17 protein-coding genes are annotated in these 15,453 nt (G+C 39.3%); 9 read left to right on the top strand and 8 right to left on the bottom strand.

Features of this window, described 5'->3' with window-relative positions; genetic code table 11:
* Window positions 1-63: 63 nt before the first annotated feature.
* A complete protein-coding gene (locus AC52J8_RS00520) occupies window positions 64-1,260 on the bottom strand; it encodes an alpha/beta fold hydrolase (protein WP_198912081.1) in 1,197 nt (398 codons plus the stop codon).
* A 241-nt stretch (window positions 1,261-1,501) separates the two neighbouring features.
* On the opposite strand from AC52J8_RS00520, the gene AC52J8_RS00515 reads away from it, so the two are divergent.
* Window positions 1,502-2,260: an AcfC family putative adhesin gene (locus AC52J8_RS00515; RefSeq protein WP_086399893.1), complete on the top strand. Its 759-nt coding sequence runs from the start codon at window positions 1,502-1,504 to the stop codon at window positions 2,258-2,260.
* A 26-nt stretch (window positions 2,261-2,286) separates the two neighbouring features.
* On the opposite strand, the gene AC52J8_RS00510 is transcribed toward AC52J8_RS00515, so the two are convergent.
* From AC52J8_RS00510 to pncB, 4 genes are all read right to left on the bottom strand, one after another.
* Window positions 2,287-3,507, bottom strand: a complete 1,221-nt coding sequence (locus AC52J8_RS00510) for an acetamidase/formamidase family protein (protein ID WP_086399892.1) — start codon at window positions 3,505-3,507, stop codon at window positions 2,287-2,289.
* 427 nt (window positions 3,508-3,934) lie between these two features.
* Window positions 3,935-4,786: an archaetidylserine decarboxylase gene (gene asd / locus AC52J8_RS00505; RefSeq protein ID WP_086399891.1), complete on the bottom strand. Its 852-nt coding sequence runs from the start codon at window positions 4,784-4,786 to the stop codon at window positions 3,935-3,937.
* On the bottom strand, window positions 4,783-5,631 hold the full coding sequence (locus AC52J8_RS00500; protein WP_017481840.1) for a sulfurtransferase: 849 nt from the start codon (window positions 5,629-5,631) through the stop codon (window positions 4,783-4,785). The genes asd and AC52J8_RS00500 overlap by 4 nt, the downstream gene beginning before the upstream one ends.
* A 148-nt stretch (window positions 5,632-5,779) precedes the next feature.
* Complete coding sequence (gene pncB, locus AC52J8_RS00495; RefSeq protein ID WP_032006658.1) at window positions 5,780-6,994, bottom strand: nicotinate phosphoribosyltransferase; 1,215 nt, start codon at window positions 6,992-6,994, stop codon at window positions 5,780-5,782.
* A 168-nt stretch (window positions 6,995-7,162) separates the two neighbouring features.
* Between pncB and dtd the strand changes: the two genes are divergently transcribed.
* Window positions 7,163-7,606, top strand: coding sequence for a D-aminoacyl-tRNA deacylase (gene dtd, locus AC52J8_RS00490; protein ID WP_086399890.1), 444 nt, complete (start codon window positions 7,163-7,165; stop codon window positions 7,604-7,606).
* 43 nt (window positions 7,607-7,649) lie between these two features.
* Here dtd and AC52J8_RS00485 read toward each other — a convergent pair whose 3' ends face one another.
* Both AC52J8_RS00485 and aciT read right to left on the bottom strand, forming a co-directional pair.
* A complete protein-coding gene (locus AC52J8_RS00485) occupies window positions 7,650-8,129 on the bottom strand; it encodes an SCP-2 sterol transfer family protein (protein ID WP_086399889.1) in 480 nt (159 codons plus the stop codon).
* A gap of 251 nt (window positions 8,130-8,380) precedes the next feature.
* A complete protein-coding gene (aciT, locus tag AC52J8_RS00480) occupies window positions 8,381-8,716 on the bottom strand; it encodes a ciprofloxacin tolerance protein AciT (protein ID WP_002119105.1) in 336 nt (111 codons plus the stop codon).
* Window positions 8,717-8,829: 113 nt separating this feature from the next.
* Here aciT and AC52J8_RS00475 point away from each other — a divergent pair, with 113 nt between their 5' ends.
* A complete protein-coding gene (locus tag AC52J8_RS00475) occupies window positions 8,830-9,102 on the top strand; it encodes a hypothetical protein (RefSeq protein WP_086399888.1) in 273 nt (90 codons plus the stop codon).
* Window positions 9,103-9,125: 23 nt separating this feature from the next.
* Here the strand turns inward: AC52J8_RS00475 and serB are convergent, their stop codons facing one another.
* Window positions 9,126-10,349 carry a phosphoserine phosphatase SerB gene (gene serB / locus AC52J8_RS00470; protein WP_005804373.1) on the bottom strand — a complete coding sequence of 408 codons (1,224 nt, stop codon included), beginning with the start codon at window positions 10,347-10,349 and terminating at the stop codon, window positions 9,126-9,128.
* A 59-nt stretch (window positions 10,350-10,408) separates the two neighbouring features.
* On the opposite strand from serB, the gene AC52J8_RS00465 reads away from it, so the two are divergent.
* The 6 genes from AC52J8_RS00465 to AC52J8_RS00440 all read left to right on the top strand — a co-directional run bounded on the left by AC52J8_RS00465 (window position 10,409) and on the right by AC52J8_RS00440 (window position 15,441).
* On the top strand, window positions 10,409-11,716 hold the full coding sequence (locus tag AC52J8_RS00465; RefSeq protein WP_078224885.1) for a hypothetical protein: 1,308 nt from the start codon (window positions 10,409-10,411) through the stop codon (window positions 11,714-11,716).
* A gap of 241 nt (window positions 11,717-11,957) precedes the next feature.
* Window positions 11,958-13,079: a bifunctional 3,4-dihydroxy-2-butanone-4-phosphate synthase/GTP cyclohydrolase II gene (gene ribBA / locus AC52J8_RS00460; RefSeq protein WP_002119278.1), complete on the top strand. Its 1,122-nt coding sequence runs from the start codon at window positions 11,958-11,960 to the stop codon at window positions 13,077-13,079.
* A gap of 11 nt (window positions 13,080-13,090) precedes the next feature.
* A complete protein-coding gene (gene ribH / locus AC52J8_RS00455; protein ID WP_002119264.1) occupies window positions 13,091-13,561 on the top strand; it encodes a 6,7-dimethyl-8-ribityllumazine synthase in 471 nt (156 codons plus the stop codon).
* 3 nt (window positions 13,562-13,564) lie between these two features.
* On the top strand, window positions 13,565-14,014 hold the full coding sequence (nusB, locus tag AC52J8_RS00450; RefSeq protein WP_002119137.1) for a transcription antitermination factor NusB: 450 nt from the start codon (window positions 13,565-13,567) through the stop codon (window positions 14,012-14,014).
* Window positions 14,015-14,030: 16 nt separating this feature from the next.
* Window positions 14,031-14,948 (top strand): thiamine-phosphate kinase, encoded by a 918-nt coding sequence (thiL, locus tag AC52J8_RS00445; protein ID WP_086399887.1) that lies wholly within the window; start codon window positions 14,031-14,033, stop codon window positions 14,946-14,948.
* Window positions 14,926-15,441: a phosphatidylglycerophosphatase A family protein gene (locus tag AC52J8_RS00440; RefSeq protein ID WP_032023096.1), complete on the top strand. Its 516-nt coding sequence runs from the start codon at window positions 14,926-14,928 to the stop codon at window positions 15,439-15,441. The genes thiL and AC52J8_RS00440 overlap by 23 nt, the downstream gene beginning before the upstream one ends.
* Window positions 15,442-15,453 lie beyond the last annotated feature (12 nt).

The raw sequence follows: 15,453 nt of genomic DNA, 5'->3' as shown, positions 1-15,453 counted from the left end.
GCCCTCTCACATTCAAAAAGCCGACTCATGAAAAGTCGGCTTTTTTGTAGCATTTAAACCAATTTACTTAAAATTAGAGCAATAAGATTTTGTCTGATTTTTCTCTATTACGTTTAAAAAACTAGTGGCAAAAGTATTACTTTGACGCAATGCATCACGGTGATCGCCACCATCAATCGTTTGATAAATAGTTGGTTTTTTTAATTTACATAGCTGCTGATAATAAGCAGATGTTCCTCTAGGGTCGACTAAATGATCTTTAGAACCCTGAACAATCATTAACGGTACGGTAGGCACCATATTTTCAATAGACTGCTGTTTTAAATAAGCCAAAAGAGGTTTTAAATCTGCATTAGGGCGAAATATGCTAGAAGGAGACTTCTTCAAATCAGATTGAAGTTCAGATAAACAGCGGCTACGCGCTTGAGTTAGCACCGTATTCATTTCTGAACTGACTAAGTTTTCAGGAACAATGCTTGGTTCTGCTGCTTGTGCTCCCAATAACACAATTGGGAAAAAAGCAGCCACACTAGGTTCTGGGTTCGGATTAGTTTTCACATATTCTGCAATGCCTTCGTATTGATAGCCGCCTGGCGCAAGAGCGATTGCCCCTTTTAAATCTAGTTCGGGAGCATCTTTTTGACCATAAGCCGCCACTGTAATAGCAGCAGCCCCGCCTTGACTATGCCCCATCACCAACCACTGTTTATTGAAGTCTTTTGGCTTGAGCATATGTAATGCACGCACTGCATCAACCACTGTATGCAGTTGGCTCTTTGCATTCATGTAAGGATGCCCACCCGGTGTACCTAAACCTTGATAATCAGGTGCAACAACCGCATAGCCTCGTGCAAGCCAACCATCTAAAGCTTTGGAAGCAACTTCCTGATATGAATGAACTGGTCCACCGGCATAATCACCCGAAGGTGCACAAGTATCAGCAACCCCAGTCGTACCATGCGCCCAAGCAAGTATCGGCCAGCCATTTTTTGGTGGCGTTCCTTTTGGCAATAAAATAAAAGCCGATGCAACAATAGGTTCGCCCTGAATACCTCGACTACGATAATTTACTAATAAGCGCTGATCTGCATGAGGAAACAAATCCGTCACAGCTTGCTGTTCTAGCGACAATATTGAACCCGGTTTTTCGCTCACAATTTGCTTACCCAAATCTGTAATGGGAGCAGCCATAGCAGAACCAGACACCAAACAAGCGCTGCTAAATAAAATTTTTAAAAAAGAATTACTTTTTCTAATCAAGGGATTACTCCTCTATTATTTACAATATATCTATTTAAATAATTAATTTATAAAATATAAATTACCATAGAATCTTCTATATTTATATTCAACTCAAAATAATTTACATTTATATAGTCTCTTAAAATCTCATTAAAATATATTTTAAAGAAATGTATTATAAATATCGTTTCAAAAATTAATCCCATTTCAATAATAAAAAATATATGCTGATATTTTCTTAATTACGATAGCGATTAAAATGCCAAAACAAAAATTTATACCCTACCTGATTTTTCTTATTCTCGGTTCTCTATCTATCCATAGTTTTGCAGATGTACAAGTATATGGTCCGGGTGGGCCAGCACCCGCTATGAAAGAAGCCGCCAAACAATTCACCAATAAGACAGGAATAACAGTTCATGTGACTTCTGGTCCTACTACTCAATGGTCTGAAAAGGCGAAACTAGATGCAGATGTTATCTATAGTGGTTCCGAAGCCATGATGTCTGATTTCGAAAATACATTTTCTGAGCAAATTATAAAAGACTCGATAGAACCTTTATATTTACGCCCCGCAGCGATTTTAGTGAGAAAAGGAAATCCTAAAAATATTAAAGGATTTAAAGACCTCGCTAAATCTGGCGTTAAGGTTTTAGTTACACATGGTGCAGGTCAAGTTGGTATGTGGGAAGATATCGCTGGCAGATCTGGAAATATTCAATTAACAAAAGCTTTTCGAAAAAATATTGCCACCTATGCAGCCAACACAGGTATTGCCAAGAAAAACTGGGAAGAAAATACCAGCTATGATGCTTGGTTAGTCTTTAATATTTGGGGAATCAGTAACCCAGACATTGGGCAAATTATACCTATCGAACCAGAGCTAGTTGTCTATCGTGACACAGGCGTAGCCTTGACTAAACATAGTTTAAAAGATGCCGAGGCTAAACGTTTTGTAGAGTTTTTATCGTCTCAGCAAGGTAATGCTATTTTCAAAAAATATGGTTGGACTAAATAAAAAAGGGAGCTTGGCTCCCTTTTTTATTATTTACTCTCAAACTCTTTAAAATCAGCTTTTCTGATTTTTGCATGAATACCTTTGGTTTTATCTACTACTTGTGAAACTTCAAAATCCGTTGCTGCGCTTAAATAGGCATACGCTGTCGCTTCATCAATACCGTATTCTTGGTTTAAGAAACGAATGGCTTCACGTGTAGATTTCTTCATCGCTTCATCAAGATCTTCATCTAGACCTGGCGTAATCCAAAACTCAGCATTTTCAGCTAAAGGTTGTTTTAGCTCTTTGCCCGGTATTTTGTCCTTACCTGCTTTGAGTAAGGTAAATTTCAACGTGGCGCGGGCTGAAGCTTCTAGTGCCGTTAATGCTACTTCGCCATCCCCTTGCGCGAAATGACTATCACCCGTATAGAATAATGCACCTTTAACCTGAACAGGATAATAGGCTGTTGAACCTGCACCTAGTTCATTAATATCAATATTTCCACCATACATTGCAGGTGGTACAGAGTGAACAGGCTCAGACGTATTGGCTGCTACCCCCATAATTCCCATAAAAGGATAGAGCGGAAAACGTATTGATTTACCAGATTCTGTTTTTAATACACCTTCGTATTCACCTTTAGCATTTTTTTCGATTGGGGTGAAAATCGATACATTTCCATAACGTTCAGGATGCTCAGCCGATGCATTTTCTTGCTTTGCTTTTTTAGGAAACTCCCCTACTAAAGCACCTTTACCATGTCGATTTGAAATCACACCGTAAGGAACACGTGGCTCAACTTTAAGTACTTCAACTTTCAGAATATCACCGGGCTGTGCGCCTTCAATTGCAACAGGGCCTGTCACAATATGCGGCCCATCTTTATGAAAATCATGCTTTAAATTTGACTGCGTAATTGTTTTTGCATCTTCCAAGATTTCATTAGATTTGACACCTTTCGATTGAAAGAACTTTTCAGCATTACGCCCTTGGTCTTCAAGCAAACCTTCATGAGAAACCGTATCAAATGTCACAATACTACCCGACGGAACGGTAAGGACGGGTTTGGCATCCCGATTCGGTAAATAACCCCATGTAATGGTATTTAAAGTAGATGGAACGTAATAATTACCTTTATATTCCCCATTTTGAAGTTGAGTAGGTTGTTTTGAAATTTGATTTAAAACTTTAAAATCATTGGCATGGGTGAGTGAAATACAAAGTACAGATAAAACCGAAGCTGTCAGGCGTTTAACTTTTAACATGATTTCAGAACCTAAAAAATATGAAAGTTACAGTAAAGTCCTGAACAATTAGCAAGCATTGTGCCAAGGCTAAAGTTGTGTAATATCTAAAAAGTGCTTCATGCTTATAAAAAACTAAATAAATTTTTTAGATTTAATAACTTATCTTCAAATAAAATTAAAACCTCGACTTAAGTCTAACTTAAATATTTCTTTCTATTTTTATTTATTAATTTTCAGTCATATTAATATTTTTGCTCTATCCAGATACATATTTATACACTAGCTTATATAACGTACCAACTTAGATCACTTAATAATAATTATATTTCTATATAATATAAATCCAAACATAATTATATATTTTAGGTTTATATAATTTAAATCAAAAAAAACCCTGAATAATTAAAGTCAGGGTTTACTTGTTTTTAGGGAGCTATATAACGGACTAAACGGTATGTCCCATGCGCTCGCCCATTACAACTACAGACTCAGCTTTAAAACGTTGTTCCCATTCGATCTTATCTTTTTCAAATAAAATAACAGCTGTAGAACCTAAATAAAAACGTCCAAGCTCAGCACCTTTCTCTAGCTTTAACTGATGATGTTGCAATTCGATACGGCCTGAAGGTTTTACCTTGCCTGTTGCCACAGTTTCAATACCTGCAACAATCATTGCACCCACTAACACAACAGCCATACGGCCAAGTTCAGTATCGAACAAACACACCATACGTTCATTACGAGCAAATAATCCAGGTACATTTTCAGCAGTGACCTGATTTACCGAAAATAGCTCGCCTGGCACATATAATGTTTCTGTTAATGTCCCTGCAAATGGCATATGAACACGATGGTAATCACGCGGTGATAAATAAACTGTCGCGAACTCACCGTCTTGGAATGGCTGAGCAAGTTGTGGATCGCCAATGAGTTTCTCTACAGAGAAACTTTGACCTTTTGCTTGAAATACTTCACCCGCAGTGATCTTACCAATTTGGGAAATTGCACCATCTGCTGGTGAAACAATGCTATCTGCATTTTCATCAATCAGACGTACACCTTCTTTTAATGCACGGGTAAAAAAGTCATTAAAAGATTTATATTTCAGTGCATTGCCTTGTTCAGCAATCGATAAATCAATCCCATATTTAACTTTAAACGCATGAATAACAGCGTTTTTCACAACTGGATTTTCACTCGCAGCAACTTTACCTACCACACGGCTCAATTGATGCTGTGGTACAAGGTTTTGTGCCTTAATAAATAATTCTTTTTTTAATCGAGATGTGAAACTCACGACGGTGATTCTCCAGTAATAATAGGACTATCGAGGCGATTGCCCCATTCACTCCACGCACCATCATAGGCTTTTGCTTCCCAGCCCAAGAGTCTAGCCAGAATATAAGCCAAACCGGAACGGTGATGTGACTGGCAGTACACAACTACAGGTTGTTGTAAATCGAACCCAAGTTGTTCAAGGCGCTGCCGCGTGCGTTCAAGCGGATGCAATTTTAGATGATTTTGACGATTAAGTGCAGTACTCCATTCAAAATGGAGGGCATTTGGAATGTGACCGCCGCGTCGCGCTGCTAAACGGACACCACTATATTCATCACTCGTCCGGCAATCCCACAGTTGCACACTTTCTTGCTCAACTTGTTTGCGTAGCTCTTCATAGTTCACACGGAACTGAGCGGCATGTGATAAATCAATTTGAATTAAGTCTGTAACAGGAGAAATTTTTTCAACTTCTGCTGTAGTTGGTAAGCCTGCACCTAACCATGCATGGATACCGCCATTAATTAAACTGGTACGGGTGAATCCTAAGCAATGCAAATTCCAGATTAAACGCCCAGCCCATGCCCCACCTTCATCGTCATAAACCACAACATGATGATTAGGTGAAATATTCAATTTTTCAATAAGTGCTTGCAAACCCGCTTCATCTGGCAAAACACCAGTGGCTTCTTCTTGTTGAGCCACTAACCATTTAGGCTGTAAATGAATGGCATGTGGAATATGGAGTTGTTCATAAACCGATGCACGGCTCAAATCTATAATCCGAATATATTCATTGCCTAAATAAGGCACTAATTCTTCTGCTTCTATTAATAAATCGAGTTTAAAATCAGGGAGTGTCATCGTCATGGTTTCTTTTTATACCAGCTTATTTTCAATCTTAGCATAAGCATATATCTAACAAACTCTGATTTTCTGCTACGCTTTAGCAGAAAATCAGATATCAGCATTCTCACTTTTAAAAATAAAAAATAGTGAGACTACTTTTTACTTAAACCACTTCTTCAAGTTCTTCGATTTCAAAAACCTGACGTAAATAGGCCAAGAAAGTATCATTGTCAGTCATGGTTTTACCCGGACTATCAGAGATCTTCGCAACCGACTGACCATTACATTCAACCAGTTTCAGCACAATATTCAGCGGCTTTTGCCCCATGTCGTTGGTTAGGTTAGTTCCAATACCGAAACTCACCTGAAAACGATCTTTAAAGTATTGATGTAATTCCCATGCCTTTGGCAAATTAAGACCATCGCTAAAGGTCAGCATTTTGGTTTTGGTATCAATTTTTAATTTACGATAGTGCGCATAAGCCTTATCACCCCATTCATACGGGTCGCCACTGTCATGACGTAAGCCATCAAATAGTTTGGCAAAATACAGGTCAAAGTCGCGTAAGAAAGCATCCATCCCTACCACATCAGTTAGGGCAATTCCTAAATCTCCACGGTACTCTTGTACCCACGTTTCTAAAGCAGCTTTTTGGAAATCACGCAAACGTACATCAAGTGCCTGAAAAGCCTGTAGGAATTCATGTGCCATGGTCCCGATCGGTGTAATGTTAAGCTCTTTAGCCAACAACACATTACTTGTACCACGGAACACATTTGGTACAGTTTTATGAAATGCCGCTACGACATGTTTTTGCCAAGCAAAGCTATAACGACGACGTGTACCAAAATCAGAAACTAAAAACGGTGGATCGTTTGGCTTTTGAGATTTTTCATATTGCTGAATCAAATCGAGTTTTGCTTGTAAACGGCGTTCGCCTTCAGCCCAAACTTGATCTGTTTTGATACGGCTAAAATACAACTCGTTTACAATGGCTAGGACAAAAATCTCGAACATCATCGCCTGAACCATCGGTCCTTCAATATGAATATCTAAACGACCTTCGGCATCAATACTAGCCTGAATAAAACGACGTTTGAGTTGGAATAATTCTAAGTAATCGACAAAGTCGCTTTTAATAAATCGTAATTTTCTTAAATATTGTAGCTCGTCTTCTTTATATTTGAGATTACATAAATGGTCGAGTTGCTCGTTTAAGTCATCCAAAATATCCACTAATGGATAGACTGTATCTTCTAAGTTTCTGCAACGAAAATGATAGACACTATGTGTTTGTGGGAATTTATGCAGAACCACTTGTAGCATCGTAAATTTGTACAAGTCTGTATCTAGTAAAGAATGGATAATTGGAGACATAGTCAATGATTATTCGCTTGCTTCTTAGCATTAAAGCATATTTTTATGGATGAATTACGAGGTTTTATACCATTGTTGCAGTTCCATGAAATTTCCTTTTAAAAATCATTTAATTTAAATTCTGCTAAACTACGTTAATTCAATTAATTATAGAAATTTGCTTTAACTATGCGCGCTTTAATACAACGAGTTCTTGAAGCCAAAGTGGTTGTAGAGGGTGAAACTACAGGCGAAATCCAACACGGCCTATTAGTGTTTTTAGGCATTGGCCGAGATGATACTTTGACTATTGGCCAAAAGCTTATTGATAAGATTTTGAAATATCGAATTTTTGATGATGAACAAGGCAAAATGGGTTGGAATGTGTCTCAAGCAAATGGTGGAATCTTGCTTGTGTCACAATTTACCTTGATGGCACAAACACAAAAAGGTTTACGCCCAGACTTTGGCCCAGCAATGCCACCTAGCGACGCAAAAGCGTTATATGAACAATTGGTTGAATATACACATTCTCAATTTGAGAAAGTTCAAACTGGAATTTTTGCAGCTGATATGAAAGTTCATTTGATTAATGATGGTCCGGTGACATTCAATCTAGAAGTCGAAGCATAAATATAAAAAAACTCCCAAAATGGGAGTTTTTTATGTTTGGCAATTAACGTCCAGTTTTCTCTTTAATAAAAGCACGTGCCTGACGTACTTTATCTTTTACTGGTTTTGGTAACTTAGGCGGAATGAGCTTAGCAACTTGGTTGAACCATACCAATAGGCTGAAGTCACCTTCCATTTTAATGCTGCCATCTTGCATACCCGTCATAAATGCTGTTGGGTCACCTTTGATCAAAGTTTTTACACCTTGCTCACTGTCTGCAAATTGCAAAATAAAATCAGCTTTTTCAGGTGCGCCTGTAACAGTATCAATCTGACCATTATTAATAATGATCTGACGTGCAACACCTAAATCTGTACCGATCTGAATACGGAATGCGCGGTCATGAATCAGTTCAATAAACTTAGGGCTAGTACGCGCCAACTGCTTCATACGCAGCACTAAACCTGCTACCAACAAATCTAATGGGTCTGTACTGACATCAACAAGAGGTAACTTGACTACAGGTATGGAAGAAAGTTTCATGAACATTCACGCCTATTGTATTTTTATGAAAACTTTAGAGCAAAACTTAGCAAGGACATACCATTGCCTGTGTTTTATGCATCAATTGATATTTTTTAGCTGGCAACGCAATCTAGATGAAACGTCAACAGACCCATCTATCGTAGCATAACTGGCTATTTTTTAATAAATGCTTTGTATAATAAAAATCACGTTTCGTAAATGAAAAAGGCATGCTGTGCATACCTTTTTACCGTTAGATAACAATTTAATTATCGGCTAGAACATTGCTGCTGATCATCTTCATATACTGGCGTGTGTTCTATATATTGGCGATTTGCCAATGCCTTTTGTGCTTGTTTATCCTCACGTAACAAAATAAATGTAACCATTACCATCGCTAGACTTAATGCAGTTAAATAACTATATGTGACTGGCATTTCAAAAGTGACTTGAACTCCAAAACGGACCACTTCCAATAGCCCCCAAAAGAACATCCCTGCAAGCATAAAACCAAGCCAACGACGGTAAGGAGAAAAGAAAACAGCAACAAGCGCGACAGCAATTAAGCTGAATCCGGCGATAGCGGCAAAATTCGCTGTTACCATAGAAACCTCCGTCTTAATGAAAACGTCTAAAAACATTCGGTCTTTAATACCCGACCTCATTCCAAAAACAACTTTAATTCATGATTTGTGTTGAAGCTTACGATGCATTATGGATGTTTTTTTTTAGAAAAAAAGACCCGTTTTTTCTTAATGCGACATACTTTGTCGCAACATTCTTTTGTCATTACATTTTTGTAAAATTCAAAAAGTTCGATTCCCTATATGGCATCAATTCTGGCGTGTCATTACAAAAAAATATGCTGTTTTTAAGGACCAAAATAAGTTTTTTTCAGATTTTTTTATTGCCTTTTTTCTGTGCAAAATTTTGTCTTAACTTGCTTGTTTTTATGACTATTCTGCATAAAAAAAGCGCTACTCTGAAGTAGCGCTTAAAGCTTATCCATATAGGTTAAGCACGATTTAAATCTTTATCATGCATACCGAGTAAATACAGCACACCATCTAAACCAACACTTGAAATCGCTTGATTTGCATTTTGGCGTACTAATGGTTTTGCACGATAGGCAACACCTAAACCTGCAATCGCAAGCATCGGTAAATCGTTTGCACCATCGCCTACTGCCATCGCTTGCTCTAGAGAAATACCCATTTTATTTGCAAGTTCGCGTAATAACTCAGCTTTACGAGCGCCATCTACAATCGCACCTTTTACTTCGCCTGTTACGAAGCCGTCTTGCACATCTAAAATGTTAGCGTGAACTTCATCAATACCGAGTTTGCCTTGTAAATATTCAGCAAAATACTGGAATCCACCAGATAAAATTGCCGTTTTATAACCAAGTGCCTTTAAGGTCGAGATAAGACGCTCTGCACCTTCGGTAATGGTTAAACGCTCTGCAATTTTAGGTAAAACAGCAGCATCAAGCCCTTTTAATAATGCAACACGTGCACGGAAGCTTTGCTGGAAATCAAGCTCACCTTGCATTGCTCTTTCAGTAATTTCAGCAACTTGAGCACCTACCCCTGCTTCAATCGCCAACTCATCAATCACTTCTTGTTCAATTAATGTTGAGTCCATATCGAAACACACCAAACGGCGGTTACGGCGATAAGCGTTGTCTTCTTGCACAGCAACATCAATATTTAATTCGCTTGAAAGAAGCAAACATGCAGCACGCATGGCTTGTGCATCTAAAGTTGGGCCGCTACTTAGACCAAACTGTACACAGGCACGACGTGGGAATGCGCTATCCTTTTCAAAGTCTACACGACCTGATAAACGCGTTACTGTTTCGATGTTAAAGCCTTGGCTAGACACAATTTTTGTAACTGCTTGTAAGTGTGCCGCAGTGAGTTCTGGGGCTAAAGCCGTGACGATATAACGAGTACGTCCGCCTTCACTTACCCATTGATCGTATTCTGCGCCCGTGATTGGTTTAAAGCGCACTGTTAAGCCAATATCATGTGCTAAAATCAGAATCTCTTTCATTGCCAATGCGGTCGCAGTTTCATTATCAGAAGCGACCACAATGCCTAATGTAAGTTGATTATGAATAACAGCCTGACCTACATCCAGTATTTGCAATGAATGTACGGATAGTACTTGCATTAATCGGGTAAACTGGTTTGGTTGGTCCGGTCCTAAAAAGGATATAAGAATGATTTCTCGCATGAATTGACTCTAGTCTGAGTGACAACTATTGTAAGAATCATAATCGAATTTCAATATAATTGCCTTGGAAGTTTAACTTGATTGCGCCTAGACAAGGGCTATTTGCTAGCCTACTGATCGTTAGTTTTGCATTGCATACCTTTTTATTGGTCATTGCAACGACACACCAGCTTAATGAAAACCGTGCGAGTCAAGGTCAGCTCATGACCAGTCAGCTCGTTGCAGACAGCTTATCTGAGCTTGAACCTGCTAATACGGTGTCTTTAGCTCTGATTGCCAATCGCTATGCGACCAATCCAAGTGTTGCGTCTATTCGCATTCTTGATGCGAACAAACAGGTTCTAGCAACGAGCGGAATTTCTAAAACCCGCCAAGGCGAAATTTTTGCTCGTGATGCCCTTCAAAATGAAAAGAAAGTGGGATCTATCGAAGTTACGTTGATTCAGCCAAGTATTGGAGAAATTCTTCGTACTCAATGGCTTGCAATTTTAGCTTCTCTGTTTTTGCATGTTTTATTGTGGCTTGCCTATCGCGCGATTGCTCGTCCAACCCGTAGCGAATATTTGGCACGTATTAATGAAGAAAACCGCTTAAAGCATGAAATTCAGCAGTTAACTCAAGCATTGGCTCTAGAAAAACAAAATACGGTAACCTTGGTTGCACAAGCTCAGCAACAAGCTAAAGCGAAACCAGCAGCTCGCCAACAAGCCGAAAAAACTTCAGATTCAGCTGACCAACATACGTTGGCACTCAATATTCAGTTTTATGACCCTAAACAGTTATTAAGCAGTGTTAACCAATCGGTATCTGTTCCTTATTTCAAACTCTGCCAGCTCTTTTTAAACAAGAGTATTGAGTTATGCGTTAAGCATTACCAATTGAAACTCACAGATATTGAAGTAGTAGATGAGTTTAATGCCGACGGTGCGACACTTGCGATTTCAACCTCTCATCCACATGCCGTAGAATGTCTGCTTATGATTGGAACCGTATTCCAATTACTTTCAGATGTTTTATATAAACGTTACCGTGAAGATAAACGTTTTGCGCTGCAAACTCGTAGTGCAACATGTAATGCTGTAGAAGCTATGCAAATCGATGCAAAAGAAGCTGCTCAACGTTTAGCACAGCATCTTCACGCTAAAGAGTCTGCTTTATATCTCGAAAATGAACAACTCAAAGCAATTCAAGACAGCTACCAACTTGTTGCAATGCCAAACCCAAGCAATGTGATGACACGTCATGCATTTATGATCAATGGTATGAATGCAGAATGTGCTGAACTTGCCCAAAATATCCGGACTGAAATTTTAATGGGGAAAAAATCAATTCCACAAAATGATAGTCCAAGTAGTGCAGCTTCATAAAAAGTAACTACGCGCATCAGAACCTAGCCTTTTGGCTAGGTTTTTTTTTATTTAAATTCATAGCTTTTATTTAAAAATACTCCATTTTCTTATGATTTATTTGTATAAATAAATCTCGATCTATTCTTAGAGGTCACAAATTTGGATAAATCAGAATCATAGGCAAAATTCTCTAAACAGCGTAAACTATGCAAAATTTATTAAATAGAAATTGTCTTACGACAAAAAAAGGTGAAAGCGAATGCCGCTGAGTCGTGTTGAAGATCTTGTCGCCGATATTCGTGCAGGCAAAATGGTTATCTTGATGGATGACGAAGATCGCGAAAATGAAGGTGATCTTGTCATTGCAGCAACGCATGTTCGTCCTGAAGATATTAACTTCATGATTACCCATGCACGTGGTCTAGTTTGCCTAACGCTAAGCCGTGAGCGCTGTAAACAGTTAAACCTTCCGTTGATGGTTGACCAAAACGGTGCTCAGCACAGTACAAACTTTACCTTATCAATTGAAGCCGCTGAAGGGATTACCACGGGTATTTCAGCAGCAGAGCGTGCACATACTATTCAAGCTGCTGTCGCAGCGCATGCAAAACCAACTGATATCGTACAGCCGGGCCATATTTTCCCGTTAATGGCACAACCAGGTGGTGTTTTACATCGTGCAGGCCATACCGAAGCAGGTTGTGATTTAGCACGTTTAGCAGGTCTTGAACCAGCTTCTGTCATTTGTGAAATCATTAATGAAGATGGCACAATGGCACGCCGTGCAGATTTAGAAATTTTTGCCGAGAAGCATGGCTTAAAAATTGGTACAATTGCGGACTTGATTCACTACCGCATGACCAATGAGCAAACGGTTGAACGTCTGGATCAAAAAACCATTCAAACAGAATATGGTTCATTTGAACTTTATCGTTATCGTGAGATTGGTAACCCGGACATTCATTTGGCTTTAGTTAAAGGCGAGCCAAAAGAAGGTGTTACAACAGTACGTGTGCATGGTTTTAGTCCAATTCGCGATTTGCTTAAGCTAAATAAAGCTGATGGTGAACCTGCGTGGAACTTAGACCGTGCCCTACAGACGATTGCAGCGAGTGATCGCGGTGTTTTAGTCTGGATCGGTCAAGATCATTTGCAAGACTTGGGACCAGCGTTGGATGATTTAAATAAGCCAAAACCGGTGAAATCCAATGCAGCACTTTCACATCAATATCAAACCATTGGTGTCGGTGCTCAAATTTTGCGTGATTTAGGTGTTGAAAAAATGAAGCTTCTTAGCTCACCATTACGTTTCAATGCTTTATCTGGCTTTAATTTAGAAGTAGTGGAATATGTCACTGCTGATCAAATCACAACGAAATAATCGAGGTTGCTATGGCAATTCGCCGTATTGAAGGTTTATTACATCTCGCAAGCGAAGGTCGTTATGCGATTTTAGTGGGTCGTTTCAACAGCTTTGTTGTTGAACACTTATTGGATGGTGCAATCGACACATTAAAACGTCACGGTGTAAATGAAGATAACATTACTGTTATTCACGCTCCTGGCGCATGGGAACTCCCGATTGTTGCTAAAAAATTAGCTACATCAAACCAGTTTGATGCAATCATCGCACTTGGCGCAGTGATTCGTGGTAGCACACCACACTTTGACTTCGTTGCTGGTGAATGTGCTAAAGGTTTAGGTGTAGTGGCGTTAGAAAGCAGCTTGCCTGTCATCAATGGTGTATTAACTACTGATAGCATCGAGCAAGCCATCGAACGTTCAGGTACAAAAGCAGGAAACAAAGGTAGCGAAGCTGCATTGACTGCTATTGAAATGGTTAATTTATTAAAGGCAATTTAAAGCATGTCTCAAACACTGCAAGCCGCTTATGCAGCAAAACGTAAAGCACGTCGTTTTGCTGTACAAGGTATTTATGAGTGGCAAATGAGTCACAACCCTGTACATGAAATCGAAGCACGCACCCGTGCTGAAAATGCAATGCACAAGGTAGACTTAAACTACTATCACGAACTTCTAACACAAGTGATTGCACAGCACGAAGATCTTGATGCATTACTTATTCCGGTACTTGACCGTGAACTTAGTGCACTTGATGGTGTAGAGCTCGCAACATTACGCTTGGGTGCTTACGAGTTACGTGATCATTTAGAAGTACCTTACCGAGTAGTTCTAGATGAAGCTATTGAACTCGCTAAACACTTTGGTGGAGCAGATAGCCATAAATATATTAATGGCGTTCTAGATCGTTTAAGTTCAACACTACGTAGTGCTGAAAAACAACAAGCAAACTAATAGGTTTGAAGTTGATATGGCTGAGTTTTCTATTATTGAACAATACTTTAACAGACAATCTTACACAGATGTCACCTTGGGTATTGGAGATGACTCAGCCTTAATTACCCCTCCCGTAAACCAACAATTGGTGATCTGTGCAGATACACTCGTTGCTGGACGTCACTTCCCTCTTGATACTTCTGCCCATGCAATTGGCTGGAAAAGCTTAGCTGTCAATCTTTCAGATATTGCAGCAATGGGGGCAAAACCGCATAGTATTTTACTGGCGCTCAGCCTACCCACAATTGATCATGAATGGCTTGAAGGATTCAGTCAGGGAATTTATGACTGCTGTAATCAATTTGGTGTTGCTCTGATTGGTGGAGATACAACCCAAGGCCCTCATCTCACCATTACTGTCACGGCCATGGGCTGGATTGAAACCGGACAAGCCGTGTTACGTTCAGGTGCCAAAGTCGGTGACTATGTTTGTGTGAGCGGTCAAGTGGGTGATGCCGCATATGGTTTACAGCACCTAGGTCATCCATTACAAAAAAGACTAGACTACCCGACTCCACGTTGTCAGCTTGGACAACAGCTGAAGGGGTTAGCATCTAGTATGATTGATATTTCTGATGGATTAGCCCAAGATTTAGGCCATATTTTAAAAGCTTCAAAGGTTGGTGCCCGATTACTTTTAGAAAAGTTACCAATTGATTCAACACTAGAAGAACTACCAGAACAACAGCGCTGGCAATATGCTTTAGCTGGTGGTGATGATTACGAGCTATGTTTTACAATAACACCGCAAAATTATGAAAAACTTTTGCAAAAACAACTAGACATTAAGATTACAATGATCGGAGAGATCGTTGAGCAAACACAACTAACTTTTGAGCACTTGGGTTCAGATTACCCATTGCAAATTCATGGATACCAACACTTTGCATAAGCCACCGATTCATTTTAAGGACATGTCTTGGTTCAACCGCTGCATCGTTTTCTGTGGAGTTGGTTTCGGATCTGGTCTCGCACCTAAAGCTCCCGGTACTTTTGGCTCTGCCTTTGCCCTACTCTTCATTCCAATCTGGTTATCGCTTGGATTTAACTTAAGCTTGATCGCTATCCTCATCATGTCCTTGGTCGGGATTTATATTTGTGGCCAAACTGCAAAAGTTATTGATGTACACGATGATGGTCGAATTGTGTGGGACGAGTTTGCAGGTCAATCTATTACCTTCCTTCCTCTGCTTTATTTACAACAAATGAATTGGATGTGGGTGATTGGGGGATTTATATTATTTCGACTTTTCGATGTTTGGAAACCTTGGCCTATACGCGTTATTGATCGTCAAGTGCATGGTGGTTTTGGTATTATGCTTGACGATATTATTGCCGGTGTATGGGCTGCTCTTTGTACACTAATTATTATCCATTTGAGTTAAATCATTAGAGTT

Source organism: Acinetobacter sp. S-1 (genome assembly GCF_059579785.1).
This window is presented reverse-complemented; position numbering and strand designations above follow the sequence as displayed.